10 protein-coding genes and 14 tRNA genes are annotated in these 13,973 nt (G+C 64.0%); 20 read left to right on the top strand and 4 right to left on the bottom strand.

The features are described from left to right. Window positions 1-3: 3 nt before the first annotated feature. Window positions 4-588, bottom strand: a complete 585-nt coding sequence (locus ABIC94_RS12075) for a BPSL1445 family SYLF domain-containing lipoprotein (protein WP_354373237.1) — start codon at window positions 586-588, stop codon at window positions 4-6. Between the two features lie 511 nt (window positions 589-1,099). Between ABIC94_RS12075 and ABIC94_RS12070 the strand changes: the two genes are divergently transcribed. From ABIC94_RS12070 to ABIC94_RS12050, 5 genes are all read left to right on the top strand, one after another. Beyond that, on the top strand, window positions 1,100-1,987 hold the full coding sequence (locus ABIC94_RS12070; protein ID WP_354373236.1) for a hypothetical protein: 888 nt from the start codon (window positions 1,100-1,102) through the stop codon (window positions 1,985-1,987). Between the two features lie 7 nt (window positions 1,988-1,994). Continuing rightward, window positions 1,995-3,689 carry a hypothetical protein gene (locus ABIC94_RS12065; protein ID WP_354373235.1) on the top strand — a complete coding sequence of 565 codons (1,695 nt, stop codon included), beginning with the start codon at window positions 1,995-1,997 and terminating at the stop codon, window positions 3,687-3,689. Window positions 3,690-3,939: 250 nt separating this feature from the next. Next, on the top strand, window positions 3,940-6,042 hold the full coding sequence (locus tag ABIC94_RS12060; protein WP_436318005.1) for a TonB-dependent siderophore receptor: 2,103 nt from the start codon (window positions 3,940-3,942) through the stop codon (window positions 6,040-6,042). 76 nt (window positions 6,043-6,118) lie between these two features. Then, complete coding sequence (locus tag ABIC94_RS12055; protein WP_354373234.1) at window positions 6,119-7,423, top strand: ArgE/DapE family deacylase; 1,305 nt, start codon at window positions 6,119-6,121, stop codon at window positions 7,421-7,423. Then, entirely contained in the window at window positions 7,420-8,712 is a 1,293-nt protein-coding gene (locus tag ABIC94_RS12050) for a phosphatase PAP2 family protein (RefSeq protein WP_354373233.1), read from the top strand. The genes ABIC94_RS12055 and ABIC94_RS12050 overlap by 4 nt, the downstream gene beginning before the upstream one ends. A 120-nt stretch (window positions 8,713-8,832) precedes the next feature. On the opposite strand, the gene ABIC94_RS12045 is transcribed toward ABIC94_RS12050, so the two are convergent. After that, entirely contained in the window at window positions 8,833-9,384 is a 552-nt protein-coding gene (locus ABIC94_RS12045) for a hypothetical protein (RefSeq protein ID WP_354373232.1), read from the bottom strand. A gap of 455 nt (window positions 9,385-9,839) precedes the next feature. Here ABIC94_RS12045 and ABIC94_RS12040 point away from each other — a divergent pair. The 15 genes from ABIC94_RS12040 to ABIC94_RS11970 all read left to right on the top strand — a co-directional run bounded on the left by ABIC94_RS12040 (window position 9,840) and on the right by ABIC94_RS11970 (window position 12,192). Then, window positions 9,840-9,916: transfer RNA gene (locus ABIC94_RS12040), tRNA-Gly, on the top strand. 158 nt (window positions 9,917-10,074) lie between these two features. Continuing rightward, window positions 10,075-10,159: transfer RNA gene (locus tag ABIC94_RS12035), tRNA-Leu, on the top strand. A 10-nt stretch (window positions 10,160-10,169) separates the two neighbouring features. Next, window positions 10,170-10,245: transfer RNA gene (locus ABIC94_RS12030), tRNA-Trp, on the top strand. 19 nt (window positions 10,246-10,264) lie between these two features. Next, window positions 10,265-10,342, top strand: a tRNA-Glu gene (locus tag ABIC94_RS12025). 32 nt (window positions 10,343-10,374) lie between these two features. Continuing rightward, a tRNA-Gln gene (locus tag ABIC94_RS12020) sits at window positions 10,375-10,452 on the top strand. 16 nt (window positions 10,453-10,468) lie between these two features. Continuing rightward, window positions 10,469-10,544: transfer RNA gene (locus ABIC94_RS12015), tRNA-Pro, on the top strand. 190 nt (window positions 10,545-10,734) lie between these two features. Beyond that, a tRNA-Asp gene (locus tag ABIC94_RS12010) sits at window positions 10,735-10,810 on the top strand. Between the two features lie 8 nt (window positions 10,811-10,818). Continuing rightward, a tRNA-Phe gene (locus ABIC94_RS12005) sits at window positions 10,819-10,894 on the top strand. A gap of 21 nt (window positions 10,895-10,915) precedes the next feature. After that, window positions 10,916-10,993, top strand: a tRNA-Arg gene (locus ABIC94_RS12000). Between the two features lie 7 nt (window positions 10,994-11,000). Then, window positions 11,001-11,085, top strand: a tRNA-Tyr gene (locus ABIC94_RS11995). Window positions 11,086-11,152: 67 nt separating this feature from the next. After that, window positions 11,153-11,229, top strand: a tRNA-Asn gene (locus ABIC94_RS11990). 10 nt (window positions 11,230-11,239) lie between these two features. Next, window positions 11,240-11,314: transfer RNA gene (locus ABIC94_RS11985), tRNA-Ile, on the top strand. Window positions 11,315-11,406: 92 nt separating this feature from the next. After that, window positions 11,407-11,493, top strand: a tRNA-Ser gene (locus ABIC94_RS11980). 5 nt (window positions 11,494-11,498) lie between these two features. After that, window positions 11,499-11,575 (top strand) — tRNA-Arg (locus ABIC94_RS11975). Window positions 11,576-11,628: 53 nt separating this feature from the next. Beyond that, complete coding sequence (locus ABIC94_RS11970; RefSeq protein WP_354373231.1) at window positions 11,629-12,192, top strand: HNH endonuclease; 564 nt, start codon at window positions 11,629-11,631, stop codon at window positions 12,190-12,192. Between the two features lie 28 nt (window positions 12,193-12,220). Here the strand turns inward: ABIC94_RS11970 and ABIC94_RS11965 are convergent, their stop codons facing one another. Both ABIC94_RS11965 and ABIC94_RS11960 read right to left on the bottom strand, forming a co-directional pair. After that, window positions 12,221-13,111, bottom strand: coding sequence for a LysR family transcriptional regulator (locus ABIC94_RS11965; protein WP_354373230.1), 891 nt, complete (start codon window positions 13,109-13,111; stop codon window positions 12,221-12,223). Between the two features lie 34 nt (window positions 13,112-13,145). After that, window positions 13,146-13,958 carry an oxidoreductase gene (locus ABIC94_RS11960; RefSeq protein ID WP_354373229.1) on the bottom strand — a complete coding sequence of 271 codons (813 nt, stop codon included), beginning with the start codon at window positions 13,956-13,958 and terminating at the stop codon, window positions 13,146-13,148. Window positions 13,959-13,973 lie beyond the last annotated feature (15 nt).

Genomic DNA, 13,973 nt, shown 5'->3' with positions numbered 1-13,973 from the left:
TGCTTACAACCGGATCTCGGTGATCTTGGCACCCGACAACGACACGCCGGCTTCGAGGCCCACGTTGGTCAGCACGAAGCCGACCACGGGCTGGCGAAGCGTGTTGGTGTCGATGCTGCCGTTGGCACCCATGGTCGCGGCAGCCACCGTGGCATCGGCACCGGCCGTCCAACCCTTGCTATTGCGGAACTTGTCCAGCGCGGCCTGCGTGGTGAACACGTAGATCACCGCCTTCGACTGCGCACCGGCCTGGAAGCCGATCGAACCCGCGGTGGTGCTGTAGTAGGCCTGCGTGCGCCCGTTCACGCGCAATGCGCCGCGACCGTACTCGGCGCCTATGCCCATGCTGGCACCGACCACGGCGGGAAACACCAGCACGCCGCTCGACGAGGCGACGACCTCGCGCGAGCCCTTGACGGAGTCGTACAACTTGGACAACGAGGCGTCGACCTGGGCATCGATCGATGCGCGCGACGATGCGCTGCTCGCCTGGTCCTGGGGCCGCGTGGTGGTGCAGCCCACGACTGCGACGCCGCCGACTGCGACGGCCCATGCAAGAGCAAGGCTACGGAAATGAATGGATTGCATGGTGCTCTCCTTTTTATAGGCAACTTCAGAAAAAGCCGGAGTGCTTCATTGGCGTCCGGCAGCGTGTTCGACCCATGCTAGTTCCGCAAAATCCCGCCGGAACCGGTTTGCGGAAATGGCCTACGCAAAGTCAAGCCTTCGAAGAAGATGGCTGCATTTCGGCTTCAAGGCCGAGGTCGATGCGGTCGCCCTGGTCCAGTGCAAGCACCGGCGCCGCCGGCCGATGGCATACTGGCCCGCCGTTACGCTGGCCGCGCGAATACAAGAGTCACGGCCCCGCCCGAAGTACCTCAAGGGAAGCGCCATGAAACACTCGCGAGATGCCATGTCTTCGCCTTTCGGTCGCCCCCCGAATCGGCGCGGATCTTCTCGATGCGGTGCATGGAAAGAGGTGCTTCTGTTCATCGGCTGGATGGCTGTCGCAGCCCCTCCTTCCACGGCTCAGGAAGTTGCGGCGGAAGGATGCCGCACGGCACGCAGTGCCGCCCTTCCCCGTCTGGATCGCAGTCATGTGCGCGACGAGTTCCGCATCTTCTACACGCTGGACGGGGAGCATGCCTTGCCCGACGCCCGCGACGCCAACCGCAACGGCGTGCCCGACAAGGTCGAGGACGTGGCCACGCAACTGGTGGCGGGACGCCGCATCTTCTCCGAGGTGATGGGCCTCACGCACCCGATGCGCCAGGCGCGCAATGCGCGCACCACCTCGATCGACGTCTTCCTGTTCAAGATGGAAAAAGGCAACGGCCGCTCTTACGACGAGGCGACGAACTACCGCCTCGGAATCGACCAGCCCGCGGGCCATTGCGCATTGCGCATCGATCTGCTGAACAGCCATTCGAACCAGAACGTGACGCCGGCCCACGAACTCTTTCACCAATACCAGTACGGCTACACCATGTTCAAGGCACGCTGGTTGCTGGAGGGCACCGCGCGCTGGGCCGAGTACGCATTGCGCATGGGCACGGGGCCGGAGCGGCCGCTGCCCGGCACGTTGCCGGCCCTGCAAGCGCAGGTGTTCTCCGAAACCTACGCGGCCGACACGATGTGGAACCGCCTTGCAACGCTGTTGGACCCCGACGGCAGGCTCAGGCTGCCCGCCGATCTGGCGCGGACCACGTATGTCGACGGCAGCCCGGTCATCCATGACGACCTGCTGCGCGGCGCGGCTTTCATGAAGGCGCTGCTCGAGGCACTCGGTCCGCTGGACCGCCAGGTCTCGGCGCGCAACGGCTGGCCCGCCTTCGGCTGGAAAGAGGAAGACCAGCGCTCCCCGGCGCACGATGCCGGGATCTTCCGCGAGGTGCTGCAGGTGGTGCGTGCGCAGGCCAGGCGCCCGGGCGCCGCCACGACAGCGGAGATGGAAGCCTTCCTGGCTCTGCAGGCGGCCCTGCACTGATGTGACGATGGGCGCCGCTTTCGCCTGCCTGCCGATTTATCGCGTATTGATGACCCACACGCCGGGCCATGTGGTCCTGGTCGTCGGGGCCGCTCTGGTGTCGCAAGTGGGTTTGCTGCTGACGCTGTGGCTGCCTTGGAAACTCGTGGTCATGCTGAGCGGCACCGATGCGCCCACGCTTCTGCCGCAGGCCGTCTCCGCGCTGCCGCAGAAAACGCAGGTTCTGCTCATCGGCGGCGCCATCGCGGCGGCCTACGTGCTGCATCTGGCGGCCGAGAAGCTCATCGACTGGCTGTGCGAACGCGGCGCGCGGCAGCAATGGCGGGCCAGCGAGAAAACAGGGCTGTTCAACAATCAGTCGAAGACTGCACGGCAGGCTTATCAACGCTTGCTGCGCAGCATGGCCTCCCTGGTCTTTGCCTGCTTGGCGATGGCGGCATTGGCTGTTCTCTACCCTGCGCTGCTTCTGGTCTCCCTGCTGTGGTGCGCACTGGTGCCGCTGGCACTGCATGCATCGATCAGGTGGCGGCCGGGCCTGGCGCATGACTTGCGCAGCTCGCTGAACCGGCTCATGAGCGGGTTCGTGCAGGGAGGATTCTTCTGCGCGCTGGCCTACGTGGTCTGGCAGTACTGGCGCGACGCCCTGCCGCCCCTGCAGGCGGTGCTGGTCGCATTGATTCTGCTGCGGCAGACGCTGCAGCAAATCGCCCACGTGGTGCTTCATGCCTCCGCGCTGGACAGGCAGCGCAGCCAGGTCCAGGCCCTGTTCCTGCCGGGCGTGCAGTGGCAAGCCCCGGCGGCGGTTCGCAGCCCGTTCGACGAGTTGCTGGAGCCGGAGCGTCGCGAGCAGTGGATGTTCGAGGTGCTCCGCACGCAGTTCGGCCTGCCGCTCGACGGCACCCGGCTGGACGTACAAACCCGCACCATGGCCGCCGGCCACATCAAGGCGCTGTTCGTCAAAGTGCTCGATGCCGGGGGCACCCTGAAACAGGGCTTTCTTTTAAAGCTCTTCGATCACGCCCGCGATGCGGCGGCTCAACAGGAGACCGATCTCTTGGACCTCGGCGCTTCCGGCCTGCCCACTTTCGAATGGCTTGGCAGTGCCAGAGTGAGCGGCTATGCCTGCCACGTGATGCACTGGAACCCGCAGGCGCACCGGACCAACGGCGTGGAATATGCGCGAGGCATTTCGGCATTGCGCATCCAGTTGATGGCGTTCGAGCTGCCACCTGGGCTGGTGGAGCGATACCGCCGTTCACGCGCGCTTCTGCCCGAGCGGCTCTTGCAGGTGCGGTTCGACGCGCTCGCGGAAGCCGTGGCCGACAAGTCCCAGGCAGACGATATCGAAACGCTGCGGCTCGCCTGGCCTGCGCTCTTGCAAACGGTGCGAGCCATGCCGCTGCAGCTGGTGCTGCCCGAACTGTCCAGCAATGCCGTGTACAGGGAAGAGGACGGCAGCTTCCGGATCCATCACTGGGCCGGCTGGCGGCTGGAGCCACTTGGCGCCGGGTGGCCGCTGTCGCAGCGCATTGGCATGGACCTGGACCATGCGCTGACGCAGGCATCGGCCGTGCGCGCGCTCCCGCCGGGCGTGACCGCGCGGCAGGCCGAACTCGCTGCGCGGCTGCACGAATTCGAGCGCCGCCACGCGCGTCAGAACTATCAGGGCGCGGCCAACATGGCGGCCGGTCTTCTGCGCTAGCCCGGGCCGGGGGTTCAACTTTCGAATTCGCGATCGGTGCGAGGTGCTTCCGGGGCCTGCATGTCGAGCGACTGCCGATACCTGTCGAATTCCACAAGATTTCCCCCCAAATCTTAACGATAATGATTGTCATTTACATTTCTAAAGCCCTCAATTGTTGAACTTAAGACTCAAGGACATCGCCGCCGCCAGCGCGCGCCTGGCATCGGGAACCGCCTCCCTCCCCTCCCTCAAGAACTCGGCGCTGGGCCTGGGCACCGGCGCCACGCTGCTGGTGCTGTGCGCAGCCGCCCAGAGTGGCCGCGCCTATGCCCAGGAGGCCACGGACAAGCCGGCCGCCGCGCTGCCGACAGTCACCGCCACCGCGGCGGAAGAAACGCCGCAGCACCTCGGTGCCAGGGTGAGCAGCGGTGCTCTGGGCGCGCGCACGCAGCTTGAAACGCCCTTTTCCACCACCGTGATCAGGAGCGAAGACCTGGCCGACCGCCAGGTCTCGAAGCTGGGCGACGTGTTCGCGCTCGATGCCTCGGTGTCCGACAACAGCGGCGCCTACAGCAGCTGGGCCAGCTACATCACCGTGCGCGGCCTGCCGCTGGACTGGCAGAACGGCTACCGGATGGACGGCAAGCCCTTTCTCAGCTACGCCATCACGCTGCCCTACGAGCACTTCGAGCAGATCGAACTGCTGAAGGGCTCGTCGGGCTTCATGTACGGCTTCGGCTCGCCGGGCGGCATCGTGAACTACGTGACCAAGAAGCCGACCGACCAGCCGGTGCGGAGCATCGACATCGGCTACAAGTCGAACAGCGTGTGGAGCGAGCACGTCGACCTGGGCGGGCGCTTCGGCGCAGACGACCGGTTCGGCTACCGGCTCAATGCCACGCACGAAGAAGGCAAGACCTTCAACGACGGCGGCATTCGCCGCGATTCGGTGTCGCTGGCACTCGACGCCAGGCTCACGCGCGACCTGACCTGGACCTTCGATGCGCTGTACCAGAAGCGCAAATCCACGAACCAGACCCCGTCGATCGCCACCAGCGCGTACACCGGAACGCGGCTGCCCGGAACGATTCGCGAAGACGGCCAAAGCCTCCTTGGCCCCGGCCAGCATCTCACCACCGACCTGCAGCTCTACTCGACCGGGCTGCAGTACAAGCTGACGCCCGATTGGACGCTGAGCACCAGCTACAGCCACAGCACCTCCAAGCGCAGCCGCAACGAAGGCATCCTGTATCTGCAGGATGAAAGCGGCAACTACAACGACTACCGCTCCGACACGCGCGAAGGCCATCGCTTCGACCAGTGGCAGGCCATGGCCGAGGGCAAGCTGCGCACCGGCACCATCGAGCACCAGGTGACGCTGGGCGCGTCGTGGCAGAAGCAGGTCAACGACTACAGCAGCAACAGCATCTACCAGTGGATCGGCACCGGCAGCATCTTCGGGCAGAACACCAACGCCTATGCCAGCTCGACCGATCTCCTGATGTACCGCAACAGCGACATCACGCAGCGCGCCGTCTTCGCGAGCGACACCATCAAGCTGTCGGACCGCTGGTCGGTATTGGCCGGCCTGCGCAGCACCAACTACGAACAGAGCGGCTACGGCACCGACGGTGTCAGGACTTCGGAGTACGCGAAGAAAGGCGTCGTCACGCCGACGCTGGCGCTGATGTTCAAGCCCGCGCCCGACACCACGCTCTACACCAGCTATGTCGAATCGCTCGAGCAGGGCAGCTCGGTCAGCAGCCTTTACGCGAACAACGGCGAGCTGCTCAAGCCGCTCAAGAGCAAGCAGTACGAACTGGGCATCAAGACCGACCGCGAGCGCTGGAGCGCCACGGCGGCCCTGTTCCGCATCGAGCGCGGCTCCGAGTACGCCAACAGCGCCAACGCGCTGGTGCAAGACGGCCAGTCGATCTACCAGGGTCTGGAATTCGGTGCCTCCACGCGGCTCGGATCGCAGTGGAAAATCGGCGGCAACCTGATGTTCCTCGACACCTCGTACAAGCGCGGCACCAGCAATGTCGGCAACCGCGTGGCGGGCGCGCCGAACTTCGTGGCCACGGCGCAGGTGTCGTATGCGGTGGCGCAGGTGCCGGGCCTGAAGCTCTCGGCCGACGCCAAGTACACGGGCAGCACCATGCTCAACGCGGCGAATCAGCTGAAGCTCCCCGGCTACGCCATCGCCAACATCGGTGCGAGCTATGCCACGCGCATCAACGGGCACGACACCACCTTCCGCGTGGCGGTGAACAACCTGACGAACAGGCGCTACTGGGAATACCAGTACGACAACTACATCAAGCCCGGCGACCCGCGCACCTTCAGCGTGAGCGCCAAGCTGGACTTCTAGGGGTTGGCGCGGCGCCTGCCCGGTAGGATGGAAGCCTTCCTTTCCTCCCAACCGCCGAGCACGCGCTCCCGACGCCATGCCAAACCTCACTGAACTCACTGAAGCCCCGGTCAGCGAAGCCGCCATCGTGAAGGCCGCCCAAGCGCTGCGCGGCCAGGCGGTTCGAATGCTCGAAGAGCTCGTTGCGCACCGCTCTCTGCTGGGGCACGAGCAAGGCGCGCAGGCCTATATGGCGGAGACTTTCGCAAGCCTGGGCCTGCGGGTCCACCAGTTCGAGATCGACGAGGAAAAGATCCGGCGGCATGCGGGCTACTCGCCGTCCATCGTTTCGTACGAAGGGCGCACCAATGTGGTCGGCATTCACCAGCCGGGCGGGCCGGCCAGGGGCCGCTCGCTCATCTTCAACGGCCACATCGACGTGGTGCCGACCGGCGCCGAGGTGCTGTGGACGCATCCGCCGTTCAAGCCCGTGATCGACGGAGACCGGCTCTACGGCCGCGGCTCGGCCGACATGAAGGCGGGCATCGCCGCCTACACGATGGCGTATGCAGCGCTGCAGTCGCTTGGCCTCGAGCCGGCATCGCCGGTCTACTTTCAGTCGGTGGTGGAAGAAGAGTGCACGGGCAACGGCGCGCTGGCCTGCCTGGTCGAAGGCTATCGCGCCGATGCGGCGATCATTCCCGAGCCGCTCGGCGGCATCATGACCTGCCAACTGGGCGTGCTGTGGCTCGCGCTCGAGGTGTTGGGCAAGCCGGTACATGCTTCGGTGGCTCAAACCGGTGTCGGTGCCATCGACTTTTCGCTGTACCTTTTTTCGGAGCTGAAGAAGCTCGAGCAGCGCTGGAACGAGCCCGCCAACCGCTATCGCAATTACGCGCATCACGCGCACCCGATCAACTTCAACCTGGGCAAGATCCAAGGCGGCGAATGGGCGTCGTCGGTGCCCTCGGCCTGCCGCAGCGACATTCGCATCGGCTTCTATCCCGACATGAACGTGGCCCGGGCCAAGGCCGAAGTCGAGGCGGTGCTGGCGGCCGCCTACGCCGCGCATCCGGCGCACGAGAGCCTGAGCTACAGGGTGATCTACGAAGGCTTCCAGGCCGAGGGCTTCGATCTCGATCTGACTTCACCGATCGTCACCGAGCTTTCGAAGTGCTATCAGGACATCGTCGGCGAGCCGCTCGAGCCTGGTGCCTTCACGGGCACGACGGACGCGAAATTCTTCAACATCTACGGACAGACGCCCGCGGTCTGCTACGGCCCCACGGGCTCCAGCATCCACGGCATCGACGAGTGGGTTTCCATTGACAGCCTGATGCAGGTGACCGCCGTGCTGGCAGTGTTCATGGCGCGCTGGTGCGGCGTCAACCGCACCGGTTGATCCTTCCTCCAACAGTCGGGCATGTTTCGCGGCAAGCCGGGCGGATGCTAAATTGGGTCTGGTCACTGGCAGCAAATGCGAAAAACCGACGGATGAATTCACTCAACCTCGCGCTCTTCGACGCACTCGCCGCAGGCTTCTCTCCCTCCCCCACGGTGCTGTGGTTCGCATCGGCGATTGCGTTGGGTTCGTCCTGGGCATGCGCGGCCGTTCTTGGCTGGGTGGCGTGGCGCCGCCCTCCGGAACGCGCCTGCGTGCTGGCTGCGCTGGCCGCGGGAGGCGCGGCTTCGCTGATCTCGCACGAGATCGCGGCTTCCGTCGGCATGCCGCGTCCCTTCATGGTGGGGCTGAGCCCGGCTCACGTTCCGCACGGCGTGCGCGCGGGACTGCCCAGCACCCACGCCTCGGTCATGTTCACCATGGCCTTCCTGCTCCTGCTGCGGCGCGGCTTGCGTGACGTGGGGCTGTTCGTTCTTGCCGTGGCCGCGGTCACGGCCTGGTCGCGCATTTACGTCGGCATTCATTTTCCGTTCGATGTTGCGGCAGGCGCACTGTTGGGTGCGTGCGTTGCCGGTGCCCTGCTTGCGCTGCAGACTGCAGGACGCAAGTTCGCTCCCGAACCCGGAGCCGCCCCGGCATGGCCGCTGCGCGCACTGGCCGGCGGCAAGGCAGGCCCTTCACTGGTGCTGGCGTTCAGCTTCGCCGCTGCATGGATCGGCTTGAACACACCGGAATCGATCGGTCCGGCGCTTCTGGAGGAAAGCGGCCCGGTCGAAAAAAGCACGGTTCTTCTGTACCTGGCCGCGGTGGTCTGCTTTCTGTCGGTTCGCATGGCTTCTCTGTCGCGGCTCGACCGGACGGCCATCTGCAGCGTGCTTCTTGCCCTCGCAGCGCGTGAAGTCGATTGGCATCTGGCGCAATTCGGCGCCTGGATTTTTCTGCCGGTCGCCACGGCCGGCGCGTGGCTGGCGAAACGCGCCTGGTCCGCACGGCATGCCATGCGGTCATGGTGGCAATGGCGGCCGGAAGCCACGACCTTGCTGACCTTTGCAGCGGTCATTGGAACCGCGATCGTTCTCGATCAGATGCCTGGTCCGCTTGCCGATCAGGCGGCCTTCGCCGAGCCGCCTTTAGCCTTTTATCGCTACCTGCTGCTCAGTTTCGAAGAGGTTCTCGAACTGGCCTTGCCGGTTCTGGCGCTGCTGGCCATTCTCCAGACCAGGTGGGGCAGAAACCGGGTGCCGCACGGGCCCTCCTCTTCCTCACGCACAGCATCTGCTGCGCTTTGAACAGATCGCATCGGCAACGCGTCTCGTTGAATCGCCTTACCCTCTTCCAAGTGCGGGGATGGACCCGCCCTCCCGAAATCCGTATGACCTCATCTGCCACGACACGGCACAGGGCGTTTTCTAGGAGAGAGGGCCTGGAGGCGGCTTGATGTGCTCGAGCAGCACGGTACGCAAGGCGCGCTTGCCTCGCGCGTTCTGCGCGCGATATGCCTGCCGCGCCAACTCGATGAAGCGTTCTTCGCCGGGGTCGGGCAGAGGCTCGGTGCTCTGAACCGCATCGAGCCAGAGGGCCGGTTTGCCGCAATGCGCTTCGATCTGCCGCGCCAGCTTGTCCGATATCACACGCCCTTTCTTTATCTGGCTCCACATGCTGGGCGAGACCTGGAGCGTCTCCGCAAACTTCGCGGCAAGGCCTAGCGGCTCAGCGCCATGCACCGCGTGCGCCGCCACGAAGTCACCAAAGAGGATGAGCACGTTGTTTCGACGGATGGATGGCAGTGACATGCTTCGGAATTCGTGCTGCGGGGCTGCGGCGTGGTGAGAAAAAAACACCACGCCCATAAAAAATAGTTGCGCGATGGTGTAAACCCAGTTTACAGTACATCCGTCGACGAAATTGCTTCGTCCCCGTTTCATCCGCAACCAACATCGATTCATCGAGAACTTCGTCAACCACTGGAACCATCGTGCAAGCAAACCTGAACCCACTGAACATTCGACCCGCATCGGGCCGGACGTTCGTGCGCGTCTCGTTTGGCGGCGGTCACAGCCTGACGATGTCCAAGCTGCATTCGCAGCTGAACTCCCTTCCCGCGATTCCGGCCAGCTTGTGGCTTGGACAGCAGTACGAGGATCAGCCGCACCCGGGTGGAGGTAGCGCGTAGGCGCATACCTTCCAAGCTCTCTTGCCAGAGGCCCGGATTCCGAAATGGATCCGGGCCTTTTTGTTTTTTTACCGTGCAGATCTCGATCCGCACCTGACCGCGAATGGCACTCACTGTTGCCGGCCGCCACAGCAGTGATCGCGCTGCCGTGAACTCACCCGCCGAGTGGCGCCGGTGGGTGATCCTTAAAAATTTGCCGCGAGTCGCGCCCCTCACTGGTGGGGCCAACGGCTCGCAAAACTTGCAGCCGTAGCTCAGTCAGGTAGAGCGCAACGTCGCCAACGTTGAGGCCGAGGGATCGAAGCCCTCCTGCTGCTCCATTTCGGGTGTGCCTTTGCAGCACCTCCAGAGGCCAACCGCGTCGACGGCCTGGGGGGATGTGCACGGTCTGGACCCAACCATGTGCAGCGATGTCGACGTGAGCGCGCAAGCGCTCGAATCGCGTGAAGACACAACCGAAATGGAAGTTCGAATACGTACCCCGATGGCGGAATTGGTAGACGCACCGGCCTCAGAAGCCGGGGACGCAAGTCATGAGAGTTCGAGGCTCTCTTGGGGTACCACCAGATTGCTGAGTGCCTAGTTCAACTGGCAGAACACCGGTCTCCAAAACCGGCGGTTGAAGGTTCGACTCCTTCGGTGCTCGCCAGCTATTCGTTGTCGGAGATGTCGTGTTCGTCTAGTTGGCCCAGGACACGTGCCTTTCAAGTACGTAGACGCGGGTTCGAATCCCGCACACGACGCCAGTCACAGACGAATCAACCATTTTGTTATTAACAGGCCGTTCGCCAAGCTGGACAAAGGCACCTGACTTTGACTCAGGCAATCGCACGTTCGAATCGTGCACGGTCTGCCAGGAACATACCAAATATCGGGGCGTAGCGCAGTTGGCAGCGCGGTTGCTTTGGGAGCATCAGGTCGCAGATTCGATTTCTGCCGCCCCGACCACACAAGAGCGAGACCGGGCGATGTAGATCGTTCTCTCGTGGAAACCGGACGCAAAAATTGGGCGTCGCCGGAACTCGTAACCGGACACCATTGGAGCATTGGCCGAGAGGTCCAAGACAGCGGCTCGCTAAGCCATGGTCGCGCAAACGGCTCGTTCGTTTCAATTCCGATCTTCTCCACCACCATTACTGATCCGTTAACTCAGTGGCCAGAGTGCCTCCCTGTCCAGGAGGAAGCCAAGGGTTCAACTCCCTTACGGATCGCCAACTCACACGCCGAGATAGCTCAGATGGTAGAGCGTCGCGTTGAAAGCGCGAGCGTCGCAGATTCGATTTCTGCTCTCGGCACCATCTTTTCTGACCCATTTTCCTCCCGCGTTAGCTCAATTGGATCAGAGCACTGGCCTACGAAGCCGGGGGTTGCACGTTCGAATCGTGTGCGCGGGACCAACCACCTGGAGTGCGAGCAGCATGGGTGACTGCACTGGACTGTAAATCCGGCGTCTCTGACATACGGGGTTCGAAGCCCTGGCGCTCCACCATGACACGCGGGCCTGGTCGAGTGGGAGGTCCGCATCGCCGCTGCGCGCGCGGTCTACATCTTTTTTTTCCTCGGTAGCTCAGTTGGTAGATGCACCGCACTGTTAATGCGGATGTCCCTGGTTCGAGCCCAGGTCGAGGAGCCACATACCCTTTAGCCGCATAGCTCAGTGGTAGAGCACCGTCTTGATAAGGCGGGGGCCGATGGATCGTTCCCATCTGCGGCTACCAGTTCAATGGTGCGCGTAGCTCAATGGCAGAGCAGCGCCCTTACAAGGCGACGGTCGGGATTTCGACATTCCCGGGGCCTGCCACCCTTTATGGCGCGGCTGGCGGAATCGGCAGACGCTCGGCTTTGAGGGCGCCGTGTCCGAAAGGACATGCCGGTTCGACTCCGGCGCCGCGCACCATTTTCCCAGCCGTGGCGCAGTCAGATAGCGCGCGCGCCTCCGAAGCGCGAGGTCGCTGGGGCGGATCCAGCCGGCTGGTCCAACACGCAGACAGAAGATTCTCCGAAAGACCGGCCATGAAAGGAGGCCGACATCATGAAACCCCAAGTTCTTCAGCTCGACATCCAGGGAACGCCTCAAGCGTGGCTCTCGCTCGAGCAGGCTGCATCGCATTACGCCACCGGCTCGGTCGTCTGGGAAGACGGCGCAGGCCCTCTGGCCGCCATGCGCGGAGGTTTCAACGTGGCGCGCGGCGTCGAGTCTCGCCTGGAAATTTCGCCGATCATCGCGCTCAAGGGCTGCGCGAAGGTGAACCTGTTCGATCACACGCCGGTCTTCAATCGCCGCAAGCTCTTCGTGCGTGACCGCTTCACCTGCGCGTACTGCGCGCAGCGCTTCCGGGAGCAGGATCTGACCTGCGAGCACATTCTTCCCGAAAGCCGCGGCGGCGGCTGGGACTGGATGAACCTGGTCGCAGCCTGTCGAACCTGCAACTCGCTGAAAGCCGACAGGACGCCGGAGGAAGCCCGCATGAAGCTGGTCTACCTGCCGTATGTGCCGAGCCGCTGGGAAGACTTTCTGCTGGAAGGCCGCAACGTGCGCGCCGACGTGCATGAATGGCTTGCGAGCAGGCTGCCGAAGGGCTCCAGGCTCAACTGAAAGGGCGCTCCGCAAGGGGCGCCCTTTTCTATTTATGTGCCGCCAATCGAGCTGCAAGAAAATCGAGCAATGCACGGTGCACCGCCGTGCTGTGCCGACGCTGCAGGTAGACAGCCGACAGCCACATGCCGCTGCGAACGAAGTCCGACAGGACGGGCACCAGTCGCCCGCTCTCGATATAGGGTTGCAGCATGACCGATGGCAGATAGACGACGCCGGCCCCCAGTAGCGCAGCCTGGATCAAAGGGCCCGCTTCCGTTGCATCCAGCCTTCCGCGGACCGCGACTTCCAATGGTTGGCCATCCGCTTCGAAGAGCCACTTCGGCAGCGGATTCAGATGGGTGCTGAACAGTGCAACGTGATGCGCAAGCTCGCCAGGGTGCGCAGGTATGCCGCGCTTGCGCCAGTACATGGGCGCGGCGCAGACGCTGAGCTCCATGGGCACCAGTTTTCGAACGATGAGGTTCTCGTTGGCCGAAGCGCCGAAGCGAAGCGCGATGTCGACGCCCTCCTCCGCAAGATCGACCATGCGGTTCGTGAGCACAAGACTGATGCTGACCTCCGGGTAGTGGCCGAGAAAGTCGTTGATCAGCGCCGGCAGTTCCGTCAGTTCCATGCCGTGCGGTGCCGAAATGCGCAGGCGCCCGCTCGGAACCCGCGCGCGATCCTGGAGTTCGGCGCGTGTCGCATCGGCCAGTTCCAGTATGGGCCTGCTCCTGTCGAGCAGCAAGAGGCCCGCGTCGGTGAGGCTGACGGCGCGGCTGGTCCGGTTCAGCAGCCGCACGCCGAAGCGGCGCTCGAGGGTAGCGATGTACTTGCTGACCGTGCCTCTCGACAGCGCCAGATGCCGGGCCGTGCGGGAGAAGCTCCCTGAAGAGGCAACCTCGCTGAAGGTGCGCAGGAGATCCAGGCTGTCCATGATGTTCTCCTTCGTTTGCGCGACGAGCAGCTGCTCAGGAAGCGCCGAGTCCGAGTTTTTTTCTCAGGCTCGCATCCACCGGCCCGGCCGGCATGAAGCGGCGCAGTTTCGTCAGCAGAGACGCCTCCCCCGGCGGCGTGCAACGCATGCGCCATGGGCCGAGCGCCGCCTCGACGATGGTGCCCGCCACGCCGTGCGGCTCGGGCGCGCTGCTCACGCTGTCGGCCACGGAGAGCGACACCAGGTCGCATTCGCGGTCATAGTCCGATATTCGAGCTTTGACACGGGGTGCGTTGGCGTCGAGGTTGGTCCGGGTGAAGGCTGGCTGCACCAGCGTTGCGCGAATGCCAAACTGGCGTACCTCGTGATCGAGCGACTCCGACAGCCCTTCCACCGCGTGCTTGGTGGCCGAATACAGGCCCATGTACGGTGCCGGAAGCACACCGAGCACAGAGCTGACGTTGACGATTCGCCCGCGGCGTTGCGCACGCATGTACGGGAGCACCGCGCGCGTCGTGCGGAGCATGCCGAAAACGTTGGTGTCGAACAGCTCCGCGGCCTCGGCTGTCGCGGTTTCCTCGACCGCACCGATCATCATCATTCCCGCGTTGTTGACCAGCACGTCGATGCGCGTGGCACGGTCGATGACGGATTCGATGCCCCTCTGAACAGAGCCTTCGTCGCGAACGTCCATCTCGACGCACTCGACACCGGGCAGCGCGGGCGCCTTGCGCAGGTCGCGCACGGTGCCGAACACGCGGCAGCCTCGCGCCACGAACATTTCCGCAGCGACGCGTCCGATGCCCGAGGATGCGCCCGTGACTACTACAACCGATGAACTCGACATGACTGGCTCCTTCGA

Source organism: Variovorax paradoxus (assembly GCF_040544635.1).
Lineage (GTDB): Bacteria > Pseudomonadota > Gammaproteobacteria > Burkholderiales > Burkholderiaceae_C > Variovorax > Variovorax paradoxus_R.
Note: the sequence above shows the minus strand (reverse complement) of the source record. Positions and strands in the feature narration are given on the sequence as shown.